This is a genomic window from Tenacibaculum sp. XPcli2-G (assembly GCF_024124505.1).
In the GTDB taxonomy this organism is placed as follows: Bacteria; Bacteroidota; Bacteroidia; order Flavobacteriales; family Flavobacteriaceae; genus Polaribacter; species Polaribacter mesophilus.
Genome location: NZ_JAMXSH010000002.1, coordinates 99,504 through 119,794 on the forward strand (window position 1 = coordinate 99,504; position 20,291 = coordinate 119,794).

Annotated in this window: 19 protein-coding genes; 15 read left to right on the forward strand and 4 right to left on the reverse strand. The window is 31.8% G+C overall.

Annotation, left to right across the window (positions count from 1 at the left end; genetic code table 11):
- Positions 1–25 precede the first annotated feature (25 nt).
- The 3 genes from NH341_RS05110 to NH341_RS05120 all read left to right on the forward strand — a co-directional run bounded on the left by NH341_RS05110 (position 26) and on the right by NH341_RS05120 (position 3,934).
- Positions 26–484: an Lrp/AsnC family transcriptional regulator gene (locus NH341_RS05110; protein WP_047789278.1), complete on the forward strand. Its 459-nt coding sequence runs from the start codon at positions 26–28 to the stop codon at positions 482–484.
- A gap of 36 nt (positions 485–520) precedes the next feature.
- Positions 521–3,418, forward strand: coding sequence for an FAD-binding and (Fe-S)-binding domain-containing protein (locus tag NH341_RS05115; RefSeq protein ID WP_253055885.1), 2,898 nt, complete (start codon positions 521–523; stop codon positions 3,416–3,418).
- A 63-nt stretch (positions 3,419–3,481) separates the two neighbouring features.
- Positions 3,482–3,934, forward strand: coding sequence for a hypothetical protein (locus NH341_RS05120; RefSeq protein WP_047789280.1), 453 nt, complete (start codon positions 3,482–3,484; stop codon positions 3,932–3,934).
- Here NH341_RS05120 and ctlX read toward each other — a convergent pair.
- Entirely contained in the window at positions 3,931–4,866 is a 936-nt protein-coding gene (ctlX, locus tag NH341_RS05125) for a citrulline utilization hydrolase CtlX (RefSeq protein WP_173360654.1), read from the reverse strand. The genes NH341_RS05120 and ctlX overlap by 4 nt on opposite strands.
- Before the next feature lie 329 nt (positions 4,867–5,195).
- Between ctlX and NH341_RS05130 the strand changes: the two genes are divergently transcribed.
- The 6 genes from NH341_RS05130 to NH341_RS05155 all read left to right on the forward strand — a co-directional run bounded on the left by NH341_RS05130 (position 5,196) and on the right by NH341_RS05155 (position 10,856).
- Complete coding sequence (locus tag NH341_RS05130) at positions 5,196–5,915, forward strand: DUF4272 domain-containing protein (protein WP_173360655.1); 720 nt, start codon at positions 5,196–5,198, stop codon at positions 5,913–5,915.
- A gap of 323 nt (positions 5,916–6,238) precedes the next feature.
- Positions 6,239–6,793 (forward strand): N-acetyltransferase, encoded by a 555-nt coding sequence (locus NH341_RS05135; RefSeq protein ID WP_239178905.1) that lies wholly within the window; start codon positions 6,239–6,241, stop codon positions 6,791–6,793.
- A 591-nt stretch (positions 6,794–7,384) separates the two neighbouring features.
- Positions 7,385–8,401: a TQO small subunit DoxD gene (locus NH341_RS05140; protein ID WP_167713501.1), complete on the forward strand. Its 1,017-nt coding sequence runs from the start codon at positions 7,385–7,387 to the stop codon at positions 8,399–8,401.
- 198 nt (positions 8,402–8,599) lie between these two features.
- Complete coding sequence (locus tag NH341_RS05145; protein WP_159492484.1) at positions 8,600–9,043, forward strand: hypothetical protein; 444 nt, start codon at positions 8,600–8,602, stop codon at positions 9,041–9,043.
- 35 nt (positions 9,044–9,078) lie between these two features.
- A complete protein-coding gene (locus NH341_RS05150) occupies positions 9,079–10,341 on the forward strand; it encodes a hypothetical protein (RefSeq protein WP_239178909.1) in 1,263 nt (420 codons plus the stop codon).
- Positions 10,308–10,856, forward strand: coding sequence for a M23 family metallopeptidase (locus tag NH341_RS05155; protein ID WP_253055888.1), 549 nt, complete (start codon positions 10,308–10,310; stop codon positions 10,854–10,856). Before NH341_RS05150 ends, NH341_RS05155 begins: the two co-directional genes overlap by 34 nt.
- 3 nt (positions 10,857–10,859) lie before the next feature.
- Here the strand turns inward: NH341_RS05155 and NH341_RS05160 are convergent, their stop codons facing one another.
- Positions 10,860–11,084: a hypothetical protein gene (locus NH341_RS05160; protein WP_073181286.1), complete on the reverse strand. Its 225-nt coding sequence runs from the start codon at positions 11,082–11,084 to the stop codon at positions 10,860–10,862.
- Entirely contained in the window at positions 11,071–12,459 is a 1,389-nt protein-coding gene (locus tag NH341_RS05165; RefSeq protein WP_047789289.1) for an MATE family efflux transporter, read from the reverse strand. Before NH341_RS05165 ends, NH341_RS05160 begins: the two co-directional genes overlap by 14 nt.
- Positions 12,460–12,573: 114 nt before the next feature.
- Here NH341_RS05165 and tpx point away from each other — a divergent pair, with 114 nt between their 5' ends.
- The 6 genes from tpx to ribB all read left to right on the forward strand — a co-directional run bounded on the left by tpx (position 12,574) and on the right by ribB (position 19,332).
- On the forward strand, positions 12,574–13,071 hold the full coding sequence (gene tpx, locus NH341_RS05170) for a thiol peroxidase (protein WP_047789290.1): 498 nt from the start codon (positions 12,574–12,576) through the stop codon (positions 13,069–13,071).
- Between the two features lie 6 nt (positions 13,072–13,077).
- The gene (locus NH341_RS05175; protein ID WP_047789291.1) at positions 13,078–13,458 is read left to right on the forward strand and encodes a diacylglycerol kinase family protein; all 381 of its coding nucleotides are present in this window, start codon (positions 13,078–13,080) and stop codon (positions 13,456–13,458) included.
- A 27-nt stretch (positions 13,459–13,485) separates the two neighbouring features.
- Entirely contained in the window at positions 13,486–15,954 is a 2,469-nt protein-coding gene (locus tag NH341_RS05180) for a DNA translocase FtsK (RefSeq protein ID WP_253055891.1), read from the forward strand.
- A gap of 39 nt (positions 15,955–15,993) precedes the next feature.
- Complete coding sequence (locus NH341_RS05185; RefSeq protein WP_047789293.1) at positions 15,994–16,647, forward strand: outer membrane lipoprotein carrier protein LolA; 654 nt, start codon at positions 15,994–15,996, stop codon at positions 16,645–16,647.
- A 92-nt stretch (positions 16,648–16,739) separates the two neighbouring features.
- Entirely contained in the window at positions 16,740–18,212 is a 1,473-nt protein-coding gene (locus tag NH341_RS05190) for an LptF/LptG family permease (protein WP_073181290.1), read from the forward strand.
- Complete coding sequence (ribB, locus tag NH341_RS05195) at positions 18,190–19,332, forward strand: 3,4-dihydroxy-2-butanone-4-phosphate synthase (RefSeq protein ID WP_047789295.1); 1,143 nt, start codon at positions 18,190–18,192, stop codon at positions 19,330–19,332. Before NH341_RS05190 ends, ribB begins: the two co-directional genes overlap by 23 nt.
- Here the strand turns inward: ribB and NH341_RS05200 are convergent.
- Positions 19,329–20,291 carry a TIGR03571 family LLM class oxidoreductase gene (locus NH341_RS05200; RefSeq protein WP_253055893.1) on the reverse strand — a complete coding sequence of 321 codons (963 nt, stop codon included), beginning with the start codon at positions 20,289–20,291 and terminating at the stop codon, positions 19,329–19,331. The genes ribB and NH341_RS05200 overlap by 4 nt on opposite strands.

Below are 20,291 nucleotides of genomic sequence, written 5' to 3' on the forward strand. Positions count from 1 at the left end.
AGTTTATTCTAACAAAATTATTCTTTTGGAAAATCAATTTGATTATATAGACAAACAAATACTTTCAAAATTACGTTTAGACGCTCGTAAAGCCTATTCGCAAATTGCGGAAGAATTAAAGGTTTCCAACTCCTTAATTCATCAACGTATTAAAAAGTTAACTGCAGAAGGTGTAATTAAAAATGCAGAGTTTGTTTTAGAAGAAAAAAGCTTAGGCTATAAAACCAAATCATATACAGGTATTCGATTACGTGAAGCTCGCTTTGCTAAAGAAGTAATGCACGAGTTGGAAAAAATACCCGAAATAACCGAATGTAATTTTGTTTCTGGTTACTACGCTATTTTTATTTTAATATTTGCTAGAGACAACGAACATTTACAAAAAATACTATACGATAACGTACATTTAATCAAAGGAGTGGCAGGAACCGATACTTTTATATGTTTCGATACTTGTTTTAAGCGTCACATTCCAATAGAATAATTAACAACACTACCCACATTTTAGGTATTTAAGATAATGGTACAAACAACACAACTAGAAACGTTCAAAAAATCATTAACTGGCGAACTATTTTTTGACGACCTACATAAAAACATTTACGCAACCGATGCTTCGGTATATCGTAAAATCCCACTAGCAGTTTCATATCCTAAGAACATAGAGGATATTCAGCTATTAATTGATTTTGCTACTAAAAATAACATCACCTTAATTCCGCGTACAGCAGGAACTTCATTAGCAGGACAGTGTGTGGGAGATGGAATTGTTGTAGACGTTTCTAAACACTTTACCAACATACTGGCTTTTGATGAGATTAACAAAACCATTACGGTAGAGCCAGGAATTATTCGTGACGATTTAAACCGCTTCCTAAAACCATTCGGGTTATTTTTTGGTCCGAATACCTCAACCTCTAACCGTTGTATGATTGGCGGAATGGTAGGTAATAACTCTTCAGGAAGTACTTCTATTCGTTATGGAGTAACTCGTGATAAAGTAATTGCTATTCAAGGCTTGTTAAGTGACGGTAGTGAAGTTACTTTTTCTGAAATTACTTCAGCTGAATTCAATCAAAAGAAAATAGAAAATTCGTTAGAAGGAAATATCTATCGTGCTATTTATACAGAACTTTCTCAAGAAGCTGTTCAGCAAGAAATAAAAAAAGAATTCCCAAAAGAAAGCATTCACCGAAGAAATACAGGATATGCTGTTGATGAATTTTTAACTTCCGATTTATTTGGTGGGGCAGAACCAACTATCAACCCTGCTAAATTTTTATCAGGAAGTGAAGGAACTTTAGTGTTTTCAACAGCTATTACAATTCAACTAGACGACCTACCTCCTACACAAAGTATTATGGTATGTCCGCATTTTACTAGTGTAAACGAAAGCTTAAAAGCTACTGTTACTACCATGAAGCATACACTCTATGCTTGTGAATTAATGGATAAAGTAATTTTAGATTGTACTAAAAATAACCGTGAACAAGCCAAAAACCGTTTCTTTTTACAAGGAGATCCAGAAGCTGTGTTAATGTTAGAAGTTTCGGCAGACACTATAGAAGAAGCTGAAATATTAGCCGATAAACTTATTGAAGATTTAAAAGCAAACAATTTTGGGTACCACTATCCTAAAGTATATGGCGAAGACATTGCTAAAGTACATCAACTACGAAAAGCAGGTTTAGGATTATTAGGAAATATTGTTGGAGACGATAAAGCGGTAGCTTGTATTGAAGATACTGCCGTAGCCTTGGAGGATTTACCTACTTATATTGAGGAATTCACCAAAATTATGGATAAATATCAGCAAAGAGCAGTGTATTATGCACATGCAGGAGCTGGTGAGCTACACTTACGTCCTATTTTGAATTTAAAGAAAAAGGAAGACGTAGTATTATTTAGAAAAATAACTACTGAAACTGCTGAGTTAGTTAAGAAGTATCAAGGATCGTTTAGTGGTGAACATGGTGATGGTATTGTGCGTGCGGAATTTATTCCGTTGATGATAGGTGACAAAAACTACCAATTATTACGAAGAATAAAAAAAGCATTTGATCCGAACAATGTGTTCAACAAAGGAAAAATTACGGATGCTTTTCCAATGGATCAAAGTTTGCGCTATGAAATTGACAGAAATGAACCTGAAATAGAAACCATTCAAGATTTTTCAGATAGTGAAGGTATTTTAAAACTAGCTGAAAAATGTAACGGTTCAGGTGATTGCCGTAAATCTCCCGAAGCTGGCGGGACTTTATGCCCTAGTTATCGAGCAACTCGAAACGAAAAAGAAACTACCCGTGCTAGAGCCAATACACTTCGTGAAGTTTTAACGAATAATACCGCTCAAAACAAGTTCAATTCTAAAGAATTAAAAGACATCCTAGACCTATGTTTGAGTTGTAAGGCTTGTGCTAGCGAATGTCCGAGTAATGTAGATATTGCTTCGATGAAAGCAGAATTCTTGCACCAATATCAAGAAACAAACGGATATTCTTTCCGCAGTAAATTATTTGCTAACAATGCTAAATACAATAAATTAGGAAGTAAGTTCCCTGTACTAACAAATTTCTTTACCAATACTACTCTAGCTAAAAAGGTTATGGGAGTTGCCACAGAACGTTCTGTTCCTAAGTTAGCAAAACAACCTTTAAGTACTTGGTTAGAAAACCATAAACCAATAGCTTCTAAAAAAACAGTGTATTTATTTAATGATGAGTTTACCAACTATTATGATGCAGAAATTGGAAAAGACGCAGTTGTTGTATTGGAAAAACTAGGATATGAAGTAAAAACCGTGAACCACGAAGAAAGTGGGCGTAGCTATATCTCAAAAGGTTTTTTAAAAGAAGCTAAAGAAATTGCTAATAAAAATGTAAACACTTTTAAAGAACTAATTTCTGAAGAAACTCCATTAATTGGATTAGAACCTTCGGCTATTTTAACCTTTAGAGATGAGTACTTACGTTTAGCAGATGATAAAACAACAGCCAAAAAGCTTTCTGAAAACTGTTACACTATTGAAGAATTTTTAGCTAAAGAACATACTAAAGGCTCTATAGACACCACTAAATTTAGCAATGAAACTAAAGAGCTTAAAATACATGGACATTGTCACCAAAAAGCTTTGTCTAGTACACACGCTTCTTTTTCTATTTTAAACATTCCTAAAAACTACAAGGTGACCATTATGAATACTGGTTGTTGTGGTATGGCAGGATCTTTTGGGTATGAAAAAGAACACTATAAAGTAAGTATGCAAGTGGGGGAAGATACGTTGTTTCCTAAGGTTAGAAACTGTTCGGTTGATACAGAAATAGTCGCTGCTGGTACTAGTTGTCGTCATCAAATTTATGACGGAACAAAGCGTTTAGCAAAACATCCTGTAACTATTTTAAAAGAAGCTTTGTTATAAATAATTGATTTTCATTTCTTTATTTTGTATTTTTAAGACGTTTAACTCTTAAAATGCATTATTATGTCGAGCAATAAAATCATCTTTAACAATGCAATGCTAATTTTTACGGGTATTGTTTGCTTTTTTTTAGTTATGAAAATTTTTGGATTAGAAGATATATCCGAACTACGTTTTTTAAACTTTGCTTTCGTTCTTTATGGTATTAACAGGGCTATAAAAACCAACATTGTTAAAAACCATGAGTCGTTATATTTCAGTAATTTTTTATTAGGAATTGGAACCTCAATAATTGCTGTAGCCTTAACTGTTTTTGGGCTAATTATATATGTAGATTTTATTGATGCTAGTTTTATGACAATACTTGAACAATCTTCTTTCTGGGGGCAAAATTTAAGTTTACCACTAGTTGTATTTGCATTAGCTATTGAAGGAATTGCTTCTTCAGTTATCTGTTCTTTTATTTTAATGCAGTATTATAAAAACTATAAAATTTCAAATACAATGGTTGCTTAGGCTTTTGGCAAAAAAACCTCAGCCATCATACAACGAGCACTTCCTCCACCACAGGTTTCTATAGTTTCTAGAGAGCTGTGCAGTATTTTACAGTGTTTTTCTATAGCTTTAATTTGATTTGGGTTTAATGAATTAAAGGCAGAAGAACTCATAACCAAGTATTGTTCATCATTCGTTCCTTTAACTTGTAGCATATTTCCTGCAAACTGTGTTACTTGTTGTTCTGAGATGGCAATAACTTCTTTTCCATCCAACTTCAAATGCTTTAATACGTTTTTCTTTTCTTTTTTATCATCTATCGAATCTAAACACACTACAGCAAAACTTTCCGCAACACACATCATTACGTTCGTATGATAAATAGCTTCTCTCCTTCCTTTAACTGTTTGATTTGCTGTAAAAATTACAGGTGTGTATTCAAAATCTTCACAAAATTCAATAAATAACTCTTCATCAGCACGAGGAGACAAAGCACAATAGGCTTTTCTATTGTATCTATCTAAAATCATACTTCCTGTTCCTTCTAAAAAAAACCCTTCCTCTTCTGCTTCTGAATAGTCTACAACATTTTCAATTACAAAACCTTTCTCTTCTAGTATTTCCAACACGTCTTCTCTACGTTCTAAACGTCTATTCTCTGCAAACATCGGGTAGATAGCTACGTCTCCGTTTTCATGAAAAGAAATCCAGTTATTTGGAAATAATGCATCTGGTGTATTAGGCTCTTTGGTATCTTCAGTAACTACTACAGTAACTCCTACGGCTCGCAATTTTTCTACAAAAGCATCAAACTCTTCTTGTGCCTTAACATTGATTGATGCAGGTAACATTCCTGACAACTCTTGCTGGTAATAATTATTTACGGCTGTTTGCTCATTCATCCTAAAGTTTGCAGGACGGACCATTAAAATTGTATTTGTTGTTTGTTGCATACTGCGAAGGTAATAGATTTTTAAGTTTTTATTACAGCACAAAAACAACTAAGTTTTAGTTACGCTATGTTAATTTATCTTACCTATTCTAGGTCTACTACTAAAACGTTGAACACTTATTTATAACACATTAAATAAAAATTACTTAAACTTTATTTATTAAGATAATAATAATGTTACCAAACAGTTTAAACCTATGAAAAAAATAGTAACATAAATTTCTTATCAATCTTTACTATATTTTAACAAATTCTATAACAACACCTATTACTATTATAAATATTTTCACCAAAAATAAGCTATAAACTTACAAACATAAAAAACAAACTATGGGATGGTTTAACAGAAAAAAAACTTCAACAAATAATACTCAAACAACTCAAAAAGATTCTTCAATAGTTAGATCTCAATCAATTACTACTTGTCTAAACGCCGGATTTCATCCTGCAAGTTCTCTCCCTACAATTAGAGAAACAAAGTTAAGACCTGCTGATGAAATTGCAGGAAGACTCCACGCTATAAAAGCTCTTGTCTTATGGCTTATGGTGCCTTCAGAAAATTTACCCGACGAAAAAATAATTAACTTCATTAATCAAAATAAACTTTTTGGTTACATGACCCTAGAGGAAAAAGAAATACTTGATGCTTCTAGAAATGATATTGAGTTAAGAAATTCTATTGGTTGGAAGTTTGAAAACGCATGGCCACTTGCTTGGTACTTTGGTTATGACGAGCCTGAAATTTCTGGTCAAATGATGACTGGTGAGCAAATGCAGGAAATCTTAATAAATTATACTTGTCCACTTGATACTTTAATTAATGATTGGCTTCCTCAGCAACACACTCTAGAAAAAGAAAAATTAGCAGAAAAAGAGGATCTATTTTACTGCTTACATAATGCTGTAAGAAGTGCCCAACTAGGAAGAAACACTACTCCTGATGGCTTCGACCCTATTGCGAATGGAGGAGTTATACATGAACGTAGACATTCGTTAACATGGATGCTTTCTAACGGTACTGAATGGGAAAACACCGATCTTAGTACGTAAACAAATAAAACTAGAGACGTTAATTCTAAACTACATAAATTTGCAAAAATTGAAATTTTAAGAAATTGAGAATCTTTATACTAGTAATTTTACTACTTAGTTTGTATTCATGTAAAAAACAGACAATGACTCTACTTCTTTCTGGGGAAGTGAAGCTTATACTTTTTGAAACGTTACAATACTTAATAAAAATATTACTAATTATAGTAGTTTTAAAAAAGGGAATTCTATATATAGAAACAAAGTAAAAATTATAACATATAAAAAGTCTTTCGGTATGAATGTTAAAATAGTTAGAAATAAAATTAATTAAAGAACTCACTATGATTATAAGAAAAGCCACTACTAAAGACACTAAAGAAATTGCTTCTTACATGTTATTAGCAATGGAAGACATTGTTTATAAATTTATAGGAGAAAGTTCTACAAAAAAAGCACTTGCCTTTTTAGAGGCATTAATTATTCAAAAAAACAACCAATACTCTTATGAAAACTGTTGGGTTATAGAAAGTGACAATAAAACTATTGCTGCAGCTAATATATATGATGGTGCAGATTTAAAAAAACTTAGAAAACCGGTAGCTGCATTAATAAAAACCATGTTTAATAAAGAACTAACATACGAATACGAAACCCAGCCTGGTGAATATTATATTGATTGTATTGGTGTAAACCCTAGCTACCAAGGTAAAGGTGTTGGTTCTAAAATACTAACCTTTTTAATTGATGAATATATTCATAAAAAGAACAAAACATTAGGTCTTTTGGTTGATAAAGACAACCCTAATGCTAAAAAATTATATTTAAAGCTAGGTTTTAAAGTTGTTGGTAGAAAGACTTTAGCCAATAAAGAAATGGAGCATTTACAAATACAGTAACTTTATTAAGAAAACTATAACAAACAACACTCCTTTTATTTTATAAGTTTACAATGTGAGAAAACACAGTAAAATACCCAATACATCATCCCTATTTCCAATAGTAGGGCTAGTATTTTTATTGCTATTTTCTCCCTGTAAGGTTAGAAACTTTATACAAGCAGAACTTAGTGTTCCTCTTACAGAGGTTTCGAGTAAAAGTCAGACCACCACGAGCAATCTTAGTTGCTATAGTCGTGAGGTTACAGACATTTCTCTACTACAAACAATACCTTCTTCTATTAAGGTTTATCCTTTTTTTATAAATAGAGCTTTTAACCTTTCTTTTAGCTTTGGTGAAATTTTTCATTACAAAACAAGGATTGATTATCAAAAAAAGAGAAATGTAACAACTTCAGTTCCTCTTTATATTTTATTTAAAAACTTTAAGGTTTATCTTTAATACCACTTTCCACTTAATAGTTTACTTTAATAAAAAGTAGAATTTAACAACATCAAGTAAAACAATAACAACCTACATAACAATGTTTATGTAACTCGTGGCTATGCCTTAAGTTTAAATAGCTAGCCTCACTTAACTTAAATAAAAAAATGATTAACAACAATATAAAAAATGATTCTGGACTTTTAGTTCTTGCTATACGTTTAGTTATTGGCTGGACATATTTTTCTGCCTTTTGGAGAAGAACAATTTTAGCTAATAAACTTGATCCTGAAGTAGCTGGGTACATTGGAGAAAAATTCAATCATTTTCTCCCTAACGCTTTAGGCATTAAACCTCTTATTCAATATTTAGTAGAAAATCCTGACATCCTATGGTTAAACATGGTAATATTTACCATTATTGAAGGAATTGTAGGTTTATTCATCATATTTGGTTTATTTACCAGAATAATGAGTATAGGTGTATTTGGGTTAGCAATGGGAATTCTCCTTGGCTCTGGTTGGATAGGTACAACATGTCTTGACGAATGGCAAATTGGTGTACTTGGAATTGCAACAGGTTATGTACTTTTTTTAACAGGCAGCGGTAAATATTCAATAGACAACTACTTCATAAAAAACAATTTTTCCTTTACTAAAAAGAAATGGTTTGCATGGTTAGGGTCAGGAGTTATACCAATTAAGAACCATATTTTTCCAAAATTTGTTTTAATAGGATCCTTGGCTATTTTAGGAATGACTTTATTCACAAACCAAGTATTTCATGGCGGAGTTTGGGGTACACTTCATAACAAATCAGTAAAACCTAAATTAGAAATAACAGAAGCTAAAATTAGCAACGATATACTTTCTTTTGACCTTTTTAGAACAGAGGGTGTTGATGTTTACGGTTCTTGGGTTATCTCTGTTGAATTATCAAACCAACAAAATAATACTGTTATTCAGTATTCTCAAAAAGACTTAGCTTCTTTAACTAATGAAAACATCTTAAATTATTATGTTGCTAAAATAAAACCAGGTAAACACAGCTTGGTTGTGCCTTTGGGTGCTAAAGCTAAAATGATTTTCAAAAATCAAGTTTTTTCTAATCTTTCTAACGGAACATATACATTAAAAATAACTGATATTAGTGGTGCTTTTTGGACACATCAAATAACTAAATAGACCTAAAAACGCAATAGTGATAGAAATACGCTATTGCGTTTCTTTCATAAACTTTAATCATCATTCACAAGCTAATCTTATATTTTTTTTAACAAATTTCGTGTCGATTGCCTTTGTTTTTATAAATAATTTCACCCAAAAAAGCTATTAAGTGTTTTCTACACTTAACCTCTTGCTAATTAAAACACAAAGTAGACTATGAGTAATCAATTAAATTTTAAAGAATTAAACTTTAAACTAGCAGTGATTAATGAATTAATGTATGTTCAAGAAGTATTAGAGCCTAAATTAGACGTTTATGAGTTTATAGAAAAACAGCGAAACTTATCTAGCTCAGAAGCTTATGATGTTATTGAAGAAGAAGGTTATGAAATTATTCCTGAAGTATTAGAACATTTTAAAAACTTAAAAATTACTTCAGAAATGGTTGAAAACATTGAAGAACTAGACATGGATGGTGGTGACGAAATCTATGGTCAAATTATTCCCTTTTGGGATGGTGAAGATGATGTATTTAGTGTAAACTCTGCTGTTGATGCTGAACTACTTCCTAACTTAAAAAACATTTCTCTTCTTTACAGCGAAAATGATTCACTTTTAGAAGAATTTCAAGAAAAAGGAATTGAGGCTGATTGGCTTTAAAAAAGTAAAACATATTTAAAAAGTAAAAGTATATAATGGAGACTAGTAAAGCAAACGACAAAGAAATACAACAAGAATGGTATAACATAGGCGAAACTTATGCCTCTGAGATAAATAAAATGGTTGCTTTTGGTGAAGAACATGGTTGGGAAAATTGGAAAGGTAAAGAACCAGAAGACAACCGTAACCATTTAGCTGATGTCGTGGTACAAAAGTTAAGAGAAGCCAATAAAACTGGACATATTGAAGAGTTCAGAAAACAATACCCACCTGCTCATACTCCATTAATAAAATATTTTAAAGAAAAAGGACAAAGTATTGAACAGCTATGCTTTATTGAAAATGAAAAAATCGTTTTTGTAACAGGTAGCGCCTATCAAAATAGGCAAGCCTATCTTCTAAACAACAGAACACTTATTAAATTAGATAATACCATTGATGCCATAGGAAAATCTCATCAAAACAACATTTTTGCAATTAAAACTCCAAAAACATTAATTACACGTAAAGAATGGGATGGAGAAATTATTGAAACTTTTGAGTTAGGCGATATAAATGAATTAGGTATTTCAAATATAACACCCTTCAACGATGGGAAAAAAGTACTTATTACTACTTCAGAAGGAATATTTTTAATATCTAAAAACAAGACACACATGATACATCCTTTGCCCGATTTAGAAGATGAAGAATGGGAACCATACATAGACATGGAAAACGCTGCTTTATCTAATGACAATAAATATATTGTAGTTGGTGATCAATCTTTTGATCATCGAGTATTAGATAATGAAGGAAATCAAATTGGAGAAATTGGTCCGCAATCTTCTTATCCTCATTTTTGCCTATTTTCTAAAGACGACAAACAACTTATTACAAACTCTTGTCATTTTTATAACGGAATTACCATAGGGGTTGATGCTAAGAACTTAAACGGATTAGAAGTTGAATCTTATGTAGATGAAGCAGATAATTTTAAGGTTATTGATGATGAAATGAGAGTGTATGTTGGTACAGCTACTAAAGACTATTACATTTTAGGTGATGCTTACGGATACATTAAAGCTTTTGATAAAAATGGGAACTGTATTTGGCGACATTATCTTGGCTCTACCATTAGCGGTATTACAATTTCTGACAACAATCAAACTTTATGGGTAAGTACCTATGCTGGAATTCTTCATAAATTAAAGTTAGGTAAAGGGCACAGAGATACACATACCATTGGTAATGGAAATCATTATGAAGATTTCAGATTAATTCTTTGGAAAGAAGAAAAAACAGAGCTTTGGTGGTAAAGGCTATTAAAATAAAAAGAAGAGTTCTTATTATTTTAGTGCTTCTATTAACAGGTTTTTTAATTCCTCAAAACTTAAAAATGCCTGTTAAGGGAGCTACCAAATCAGATTACAACCCAAAATCATTTTGGTATTACCCTTGGGGAAAATCAATTACTCACAAAGGGGTTGATATTTTTGCTAAGAAAAACACTAAAATCACTTCTTCTTCTCTTGGAATAGTTTTATTTTCTGGAAAAACAAGTATGGGCGGAAATACAGTGCTAGTTTTAGGTCCAAAGTGGAGGCTACATTATTATGCACATTTAGAAAACTTAAAAACATCTTCTTTAACTTTTGTAAATAATAACTCAGTAATTGGTTCTGTCGGAACTAGTGGGAATGCCGCTGGAAAAGCTCCACATTTACACTACTCTATACTTACTATAATACCTTATGTATGGAAGATTGATTCAGAAAGACAAGGGTGGAAAAAAATGTTTTATCTAAACCCTATTGAATTTTTAGAAGGCTAATTTTTAATCTAACCCTTCCATTTCTGCATCATAAAACAATCCTGCAGCTTCAATTAAGCTTTCTAACTCATTAGCTAAATCTTGTTCATTTTCATTTGATAAATCTTCAAACCATTCAACTTCATCGTCTTTTAAATTAATTAAAAAACGAGGATATTCAGTATGCAAAACGAAAATATCTTCTGGGTGTTTACTATTATCTGCTAATAAAAATTTAGGTAAGTTCATAGTGTTTTGTTTTAATAAGTTTGATAGTTAATTTGTTAAATCGTATAAATAATAAGATTGACGCTGTAGTTAATCCTGCTAGTAATCCTAACCAAATACCAAAGCTACCATACATATCTTTTGCTCCAAAGAAAAAGCTAATCGGAAAACCAACTATCCAATACGATATAAAAGTTATTAATGTAGGTATTTTAACATCTTGTAAACCACGTAAAGCACCTAACATTACAACTTGTATACTATCACTAATCTGAAAAATTGCGGCAGCAATTAATAAGTTTGCTGCTATACTCATTACCTCCATATTATCTGCATAATTTTCAGCATCGCTTAAATCAACATATAAATTTGGTAATGATTTATGAAAAACAAAGAAGAAAGTAGCAAATACAACCGCTAATATTGTTCCTAAAAAAAAGATTGAAAACGCTATTCTTCGTAATTCTTTATAATTTTTTAATCCTTTTTGATTCCCCACTCTAATCATAGAAGCAACACTTAATCCGGTTGCTACCATAAATGTCATAGAAGATAAATTCAATGCTATTTGATTTGCTGCTTGAGGGTTTTTACCTAACAATCCACTTAACCAAATTGCTGCCGTAAAAATAGCTACTTCAAAAAACATTTGCATAGCACTTGGTGTACCTAAATTTAATATTTTTCGAATCATCAAAGTATCTAAAACAAAAAACTTAATATTGGTTACCAAGCGTTTTGAACGTTCCTTTTTACTTAACAACCACCACAGATATACTACCATTACAAACCTTGAAAGTAATGTTCCATAAGCAGCTCCTACTATTCCTAACTCTGGAAAACCAAACTTTCCATAAATAAGTAAGTAATTAAGTAGCACGTTTAACACATTAGCTATTAATGTTGCATACATAGGGTAACGTGTCATCGACATTCCATCGCTAAACTGTTTAAATGCCTGAAAAATAATCATCGGAATTAATGAAAAGGCTACCAAATCTAAATATGGAATCGCTAACTCAACTACTTCTATAGGTTGTTTCATTAAATACATTAACGGCTTCGAAAAGAAAACAGCTAAAAACAGTACAAGCCCCATCATAGTGCATAAAAAAAGTCCATGCTTAAAAGTAGATTTTGCTTGCGTAAAATTATTTGAAGAATCTGCTTCAGCAATTAAAGGAGTTATTGCGGTAGAAAAACCAATACCTAAAGACATAGCTATAAACATAAAGCTATTTCCTAATGAAACTGCTGCCAACTCAGCAGTTCCTAATTGCCCTACCATTATATTATCTATAAAACTCACAAAAGTATGTCCCAACATACCTAACATTACAGGAGCTGCAAGTTTTAAATTATATTTAAACTCAGATGTATATTGTTGTAAATTCAATTTCTATCCATTTTTCAAGCTGCGAAGATAAGTTTTTTAAAGGTGCTCCAACTTTATCTTATTTATTTTTTAATTTATTTAACTACCTTTGATTTTTATTAAAACTGGAATAAAATGGCATCAATAACACTAAAAGGGAGCCCTATTGAAACAATAGGTAACCTACCTAAAATAGGAACTAAAGCAATTGATTTTTCGTTAGTTGCAACTGATTTATCTATTAAAAAATTAGATAACTTTAATGGTACTAGATTAATTTTAAATATTTTCCCAAGTGTTGATACAGGTACTTGTGCTACCTCTGTTAGAGAATTCAACAAAAAAGCAGCCAATTTAGAAAATACTAAAGTTTTATGTATTTCTAGAGACTTACCTTTTGCTCAAGATCGTTTTTGTGGTGCTGAAGGTATTGAAAATGTAGTAATGTTATCTGATTTTGCTGCTGGTAGATTTGGCAAAGACTATGGATTGGAAATTGTTACAGGACCTTTAGCAGGCTTACATTCTCGTTCTATTGTTATTATTGATGAAAATGGTACTGTAACCTATACAGAACAAGTAAACGAAACTGTAGACGAACCTAATTATGAAGCTGCGTTAAAAGCTCTTTAAGAATATATGAAGAACCCGAATGACGGCTTTTTAAAAGGACGCATACGTAGTATTAAATTTGCAGTTAAGGGAATGTGGTTATTAATAACTACAGAAGATAGCATAAAGGCTCAGCTTACATTTGCTTTAATTGCTGTTTTCTTAGGTTTTTACTTTAACATATCTGCAACCGAATGGATAGTTCAAGTGTTAGCTATAGGAGTTGTTTTAGTTGCTGAAGCTCTAAATACTGCCATAGAAAAAGTAGCTGATTTTATACACCCAAATTACCATAAAAAAATAGGTTTCATTAAAGATATTGCTGCTGGTGCTCCTGCATTTGCAGCTCTTGTATCGTTAATTATTGCTGGAGTAATTTACCTTCCTAAAATAATAGCTATATTGTAGCGTTCAATTTATTCCTAACAAAAATACATGGCAAAAAAAAAGACAACTGTTCAAAAAAAACAGCCAAAAACTTCTATCATTAAAAAGGCTAAAACCTTTTTTTCAAATAGACAAAACCAAACTATTCTAGGTTTTTTTCTATTACTGTTTTCTATATTTTTAACCGTTGCTTTTATTTCTTTTTTCTTCTCTTGGCAAGAAGATCAAAGCACACTTAGTCAATTTGCAGACAGAACAATTCCTACTAAAAATTTATTAGGAAAAATAGGTGCTAAACTCAGTAATTTTCTTGTATACGACGGTTTTGGTTTAGGAGCTTTTATTATACCTATAACATTGTTTTTAACAGGATCTAGAATTTTACTTCAAACCAATCTAAAAAGAATTATAACCTCTTGGAACTGGGCTATTCTTATTATGTTATGGTTTGCAATAACTCTGGGTTTTTTTGAAAAAAAACATGCCCTTTTATCAGGAGTTATTGGTTTTGAATTAAATGAATATTTACAAACTTTCATAGGTAAAACAGGGCTAGCTATTTTGCTTATTTTCTTTTTAGTTGCTTATTTAATTATACGCTTTAGTATTACTCCTGAAACAATTAGTGAAAAGGTAAAAGTTAATAAAGAGAAAAAAGCTAACGCTATAAAAGATACTCCTAAAGTTAACAGAGATGACTCTACAATTGTAAATAATACTGATGTTAACATCAATTCTGAAGAAGCTAAAGCTGAAGAAGCAAAGAAAGATAAATCAGACTTTGAACTATCTCTAGAAAATTTACAACCAACCATTTCTAACTATTCTGGTGTTGATGAAACTTCAAATAACGAAAAGAAAGAAGAAATTTCTTTAGATATTACTCAAACTAACGAGCCTACGATAGATATATTAGAAGACAGTAAAAAAGAAGTAGAAGTTGCTATTGAAAAAATTGCAGAAGAAAAAAGTGTCTCTGAAAACTTATCAGATCAATTACTCAAAGATTTTGGCGAGTTTGACCCTACCTTAGAGCTAGGAAATTTTAAATTCCCTTCTTTTAACTTACTAAAAGAATATAACGAAAGTATTTCTGTTGACCCTACCGAACTTGAAGCTAAGAAAAATCAAATCGTAGAAACTTTAAAAAACTACAAAATTGGTATTGCACAAATAAAAGCAACTGTTGGCCCAACAATTACCTTATATGAAATTGTACCTGAAGCTGGAGTTCGTATTTCAAAAATTAAAAACCTAGAAGACGATATTGCTTTATCACTTTCAGCTTTAGGAATACGTATTATTGCTCCTATTCCAGGTAAAGGAACCATTGGTATTGAAGTACCTAATAAAAAAGCAACTATCGTGTCTATGCATTCGGTAATTGCTTCAAAAAAGTTTCAAGAATCACCTATGCAACTTCCTATTGCTTTAGGTAAAACTATTTCAAACGAAACCTTTGTTATCGATTTAGCTAAAATGCCTCACTTACTTATGGCAGGTGCTACAGGACAAGGTAAATCAGTAGGATTGAATGCTATTTTAACATCACTTCTATACAAAAAACATCCAGCTGAAGTAAAGTTTGTATTAGTTGATCCTAAAAAAGTAGAATTAACACTATTCAATAAAATAGAGCGTCATTACTTAGCGAAATTACCAGATGACTCTGATGCTATTATTACAGATACTACCAAAGTAGTTAACACTTTAAACTCTTTATGTATTGAAATGGATAATCGTTACGACTTGCTTAAAAATGCCATGGTTCGTAACATTAAAGAATACAACGCTAAGTTTAAGGCTCGTAAACTAAATCCTGAAAACGGACATCGCTTTTTACCTTATATTGTATTAGTAATTGACGAATTTGCTGATTTGATTATGACCGCTGGAAAAGAAGTAGAAACCCCTATTGCTCGTTTAGCTCAATTAGCACGTGCCATCGGTATTCATTTAATTGTGGCAACTCAGCGTCCATCGGTTAATGTAATTACAGGTATTATAAAAGCAAACTTCCCTTCTAGAATTGCTTTTAGAGTGACTTCAAAAATTGACTCGAGAACTATTTTAGATGCCCCAGGAGCAGACCAATTAATTGGTAGAGGTGACTTATTGTATTCTGGAGGAAATGATATTACTCGAATTCAGTGTGCTTTCGTAGATACACCTGAAGTAGAAAAAATCACCGATTTTATTGGTTCCCAACGTGCGTACCCAGAAGCTTATTTACTTCCAGAATATGTTGGCGAAGAAGGTGGCACAAATCTTGATGTTGATATTGCAGACAGAGATAAACTGTTCAAAGAAGCAGCTGAAGTTATTGTTACTGCACAACAAGGTTCGGCATCGTTATTGCAACGTAAATTGAAGTTAGGTTACAACCGAGCAGGTAGATTAATAGATCAATTAGAAGCCGCTGGTATTGTAGGTCCTTTCGAAGGTAGCAAAGCACGACAAGTACTTGTACCAGACTTAATTGCTTTAGAGCAATTATTAGAAAGTGAAAAGAATTAATAATTATAAACTATTCCGAAAGTGGAAATAAGAAAGACGATGAAAAAAATAGGATTATTATTTATTGGATTATGTATTAGCATTAGTGCTATGGGACAAACAGATTCTTCTGAAGCAAAAAAACTGTTAGATGAAGTTTCAAATAAAATGGGTACCTACAGAAACATGGTTATAGGTTTTAATTCTTCTTTAATTAACAAAGAAGCGGGTATCACAAATGACCCTCCAATAAGAGGAGAAATTACACTCTCTGGTGAAAAATATAACCTAGACTATCTTGGAAACACCTTTATTTTTGATGGAAAAAAATTAGTTGTTATTAACCAAGATGAAAAGGAGGTTAGTATTAACAATGGTAATTTAGATGAAGAAGATGGCTTTATTTACCCTTCTAAATTATTAACTTTTTACAAAGAAGGTTATAATTACCAAATGGGGGCTTTAAAGAACAGTAATGGACGTAAAGTTCAGTACATAGACCTTACTCCTATTGATAGTAACTCTGATATTGTAAAAGTTCAATTAGGTATCGATGCTAAAACAAAACATATTTATAAACTTACCCAAATAGGCTCTAACGGAGCTGAAACTACTTTTACAATTACTAAATTTAAAAGTAATCAACCTATATCTGCTCAACTTTTTTCTTTTGATAGAACTAAGTATGCTAAGCAAGGATATTATATCGACTAAAAAATTACATAAAAGTTTTGTTACTGATTTGCTCAAAAATCATTAACAAAACTTTTGTGTTTATATGCCACTAACCTACTACCTTTGCATCTGTGAAAACATTAGACAGATATATATTAAAAAGCTTCTTAGTTCCTTTTTTAGCAACCTTCTTTATCATTTTGTTTGTATTAGTAATGCAAGTATTATGGTTAGCTTTTGATAATTTTGCTGGTAAAGGTATTAGCGCAGGAATTATTTTAAAATTCTTGTGGTACACAACTCTTATTGTCACTCCTCAAGCTTTACCTATTGGTGTTTTATTATCTTCTATTATGACACTGGGTAGTTTATCTGAAAATTATGAATTTGCTGCAGCAAAATCTGCAGGTGTGTCTTTACAGCGTATGGTACGCCCTATTGTTTTCTTAGCTATTTTTTTAAGTAGTATTAACTTTTTGTTTCTTAACTATGTATACCCATACGCAATGCTTAAGCAATTAAACATGAAGGTAAACATTAAAAAGAAACAACCTGCAATAGCGTTAGTTGCAGGAAGTTTTAACACTGAAATCCCTAATTTTCAAATAAAATTTAAAGAAAAGTACGGTAAAGATGATAACCTTTTAAAAGAAGTGATGATTTACGACTTATCTTCTAAAAAAGGAAACAATAAAATAATTACTGCAGAACGTGGTGAAATTCTTTCAGAAGAAGGTAGTCGTTATATGACATTGGTTTTAAAAAATGGACATTATTTTGAACATCATTTGAAAAACGGAGCTTCTTATAAAGAGCGAGAAAAAATGCCAGCTTCCTACGCAACTTTTAAAGAATATACTATTAACATTGATATCTCTTCATTTAATGATGATGGTTTGGAAGATGAAAAGTATAAAACAAATTACAATATGTTAAGTTTGGCTCAGTTAAAAGACACTTTGCCAACAATGAAACAAAATTATGATGCTTTTGTTAGTAGTAGAGCTAAAAACTTGTTTTTAAGTATTGATGTAGAAGATTTATACCAACACCCTGACTCATTAATAAACAAAAACCTTTCTCTAGACATTCTTGAAAACTTTGAATTAAAAGAAAAGCAAAATATTCTTTCGGTAGCTACCTCTAAATTAGAACGTACAATCAACAATAATAAATCCAACAAAGACATCTTAAAAAACAAACGAAAATATTTAAATTTATATGATATAGAGTTTTTTAATCGTATGGCCTTTTCTCTTTCTTGTTTATTACTTTTCTTTATTGGTGCTCCCTTAGGTTCTATTATTAGAAAAGGAGGAATGGGCTTACCTATGATTTTGGCAATTGCCATTTATGTACTATATTTTTTCTCCAATACCTTCGGAAGAAACTTAGCAGAAGAAAGCTCACTTACAGCTATTACTGGCTCTTGGCTAAGTGTATTTTTAATGCTACCTTTGGCTATTATTTTAACAGTTAGAGCTACCAAAGATAAAGGTCTTTTTGATATTAATAGCTTTTTTGCTCCAATACGAAACTTTGTAAAAAACTTATTCTCTAAAAAGAGAAAACCGCAACATAATGACAACACAAACACCAACTAATATTCAATTAAACACAATTGAAGAAGCTATTGAAGATATAAAAAACGGTAAAGTTATTATCGTAGTTGATGATGAAGATCGTGAAAATGAAGGTGACTTTTTAGCAGCTGCAGAAAAAATCACCCCAGAAATGATCAACTTTATGGCAACTCATGGTCGTGGGTTAATTTGTACCCCTCTTACTGAAACTCGTTGTAAAGAATTAGAGTTAGGAATGATGGTTAGTAACAATACCGACCCTATGGAAACTGCTTTTACTGTATCGGTTGACTTACGTGGAAATGGTGTTACTACAGGTATTTCTGCTTCTGATAGAGCTAAAACTGTACAAGCTTTAATTAATTCTGATACAAAACCTTTTGATTTAGCTAGACCAGGGCATATTTTTCCTTTAAAAGCTAAAAACGGAGGTGTATTACGTAGAACCGGTCATACAGAAGCTGCTATAGATTTTGCTCGTTTAGCTGGTTTAGAGCCTGCTGGCGTTATCGTTGAAATTATGAATGAAGACGGTACCATGGCACGCTTGCCTCAACTAATGAAAGTTGCTAAGAAATTTGATTTAAAAATTGTTTCTATTGAAGATTTAGTTGCTTATAGAATGGAGCACGACTCGTTAATTGAAAAGAAAGAAGATTTTAACATTCAAACTCGTTTTGGTGATTTCCGCCTTCGTGCATATAAACAAACTACTAATAACCAAGTACACATTGCCCTAACCAAAGGTACTTGGAGTAAAAATGAGCCTATTTTAACTCGTGTTAATTCTACTTTAGTTAACAATGATATCTTAGGAACCTTAACCAATAATGCTGACAAAAAATTAGATCAAATGTTCAAAGTTATTAATGATGAAGGTAGAGGCGCTATATTATTTATTAACCAACAAATGCAAGCATTAAACCTTTTAAATAGACTTCGCATTTTAAAAGAGAACCAAACAAAAGGTGAAATGAAAGCTCCTAATGTAGTCATGGACAACAAAGACTTTGGTATTGGTGCACAAATTTTACACGATTTACACATTCATAAACTACGTTTGGTTTCTAATACTAAACAAACTAAACGTGTAGGTATGATTGGTTACGGGCTAGAAATTGTTGATTATGTAAATTATTAATAAAAATTAGGAAGAACTACTGTTTCAATTTTTGAAATCGCCTCATCTAAAGATGTGTCTGACTTTCGTAAATGTAAGGCCATGTGGTTTACACCGGCGTCTTCGTAAGCTTTTAGTAATTCAGTTAAATGATTAATACCAACTGAACCACCAAAACGATGTGGTTTAAACATAGTATTATCATCTTGTAACAGATTTAAATGAAATGCCGAAATATAAGGTTTGCAGGCTTGATCTGTATCGTATAATGCTTCGCACCATCGTTTACGGTTTAAATAGGTTTCTTCAGGTGTTCTTGGATAATTAAACCAACCATTAGCATTTTTGGCAATCCACTCAAGACTTTGTCCGGAATGTCCAGCAACGACTAGCGGAATTTGATGTTTTGGCTTCGGGTATACCGCAACACCTTTATTTAAAAACGGATATATGGCCGATAAATCACTGTTGGTTTTCCAAGCTTCTTGCATAATATTTAGATGATCTCTAAACAATTTTGGTCGCTCTTGATAATCGATACCATACATTGGAAACTCAACAGGTCTATCACCCAAACCTAAGCCTAAAATAAGTCGGCTGTCACTTAGATGTTCTATCGTAGCGGTTGCTTTTGCTAGTTTTATAGGTTGATGTAATGGAGAAACTATTGCGGCTGTACCTAACAACACATTTTTAGTTGCGGCAGATAAATACCCTAAATAACTTAAGGTGTCAAATAACTGTGCGCCATCACCAAAATTAGGATCGTAAACTGGTACTTCTCTAATCCAAACTGCAGCAAAACCAGCCTTATCAATTTGTTTAACGTACTGTAAATGCTTACTAATATCTGGCACACCAAATGGTCTGCCATCTTCCTTTCGTTTTTTATCGCCTTCTAAAGACCAATCGTTATCTAAAGGAAATTCAATACCAAGCGTCATTTTACCTGGTTTGTATAGTTTATCAAAATTTTTCAT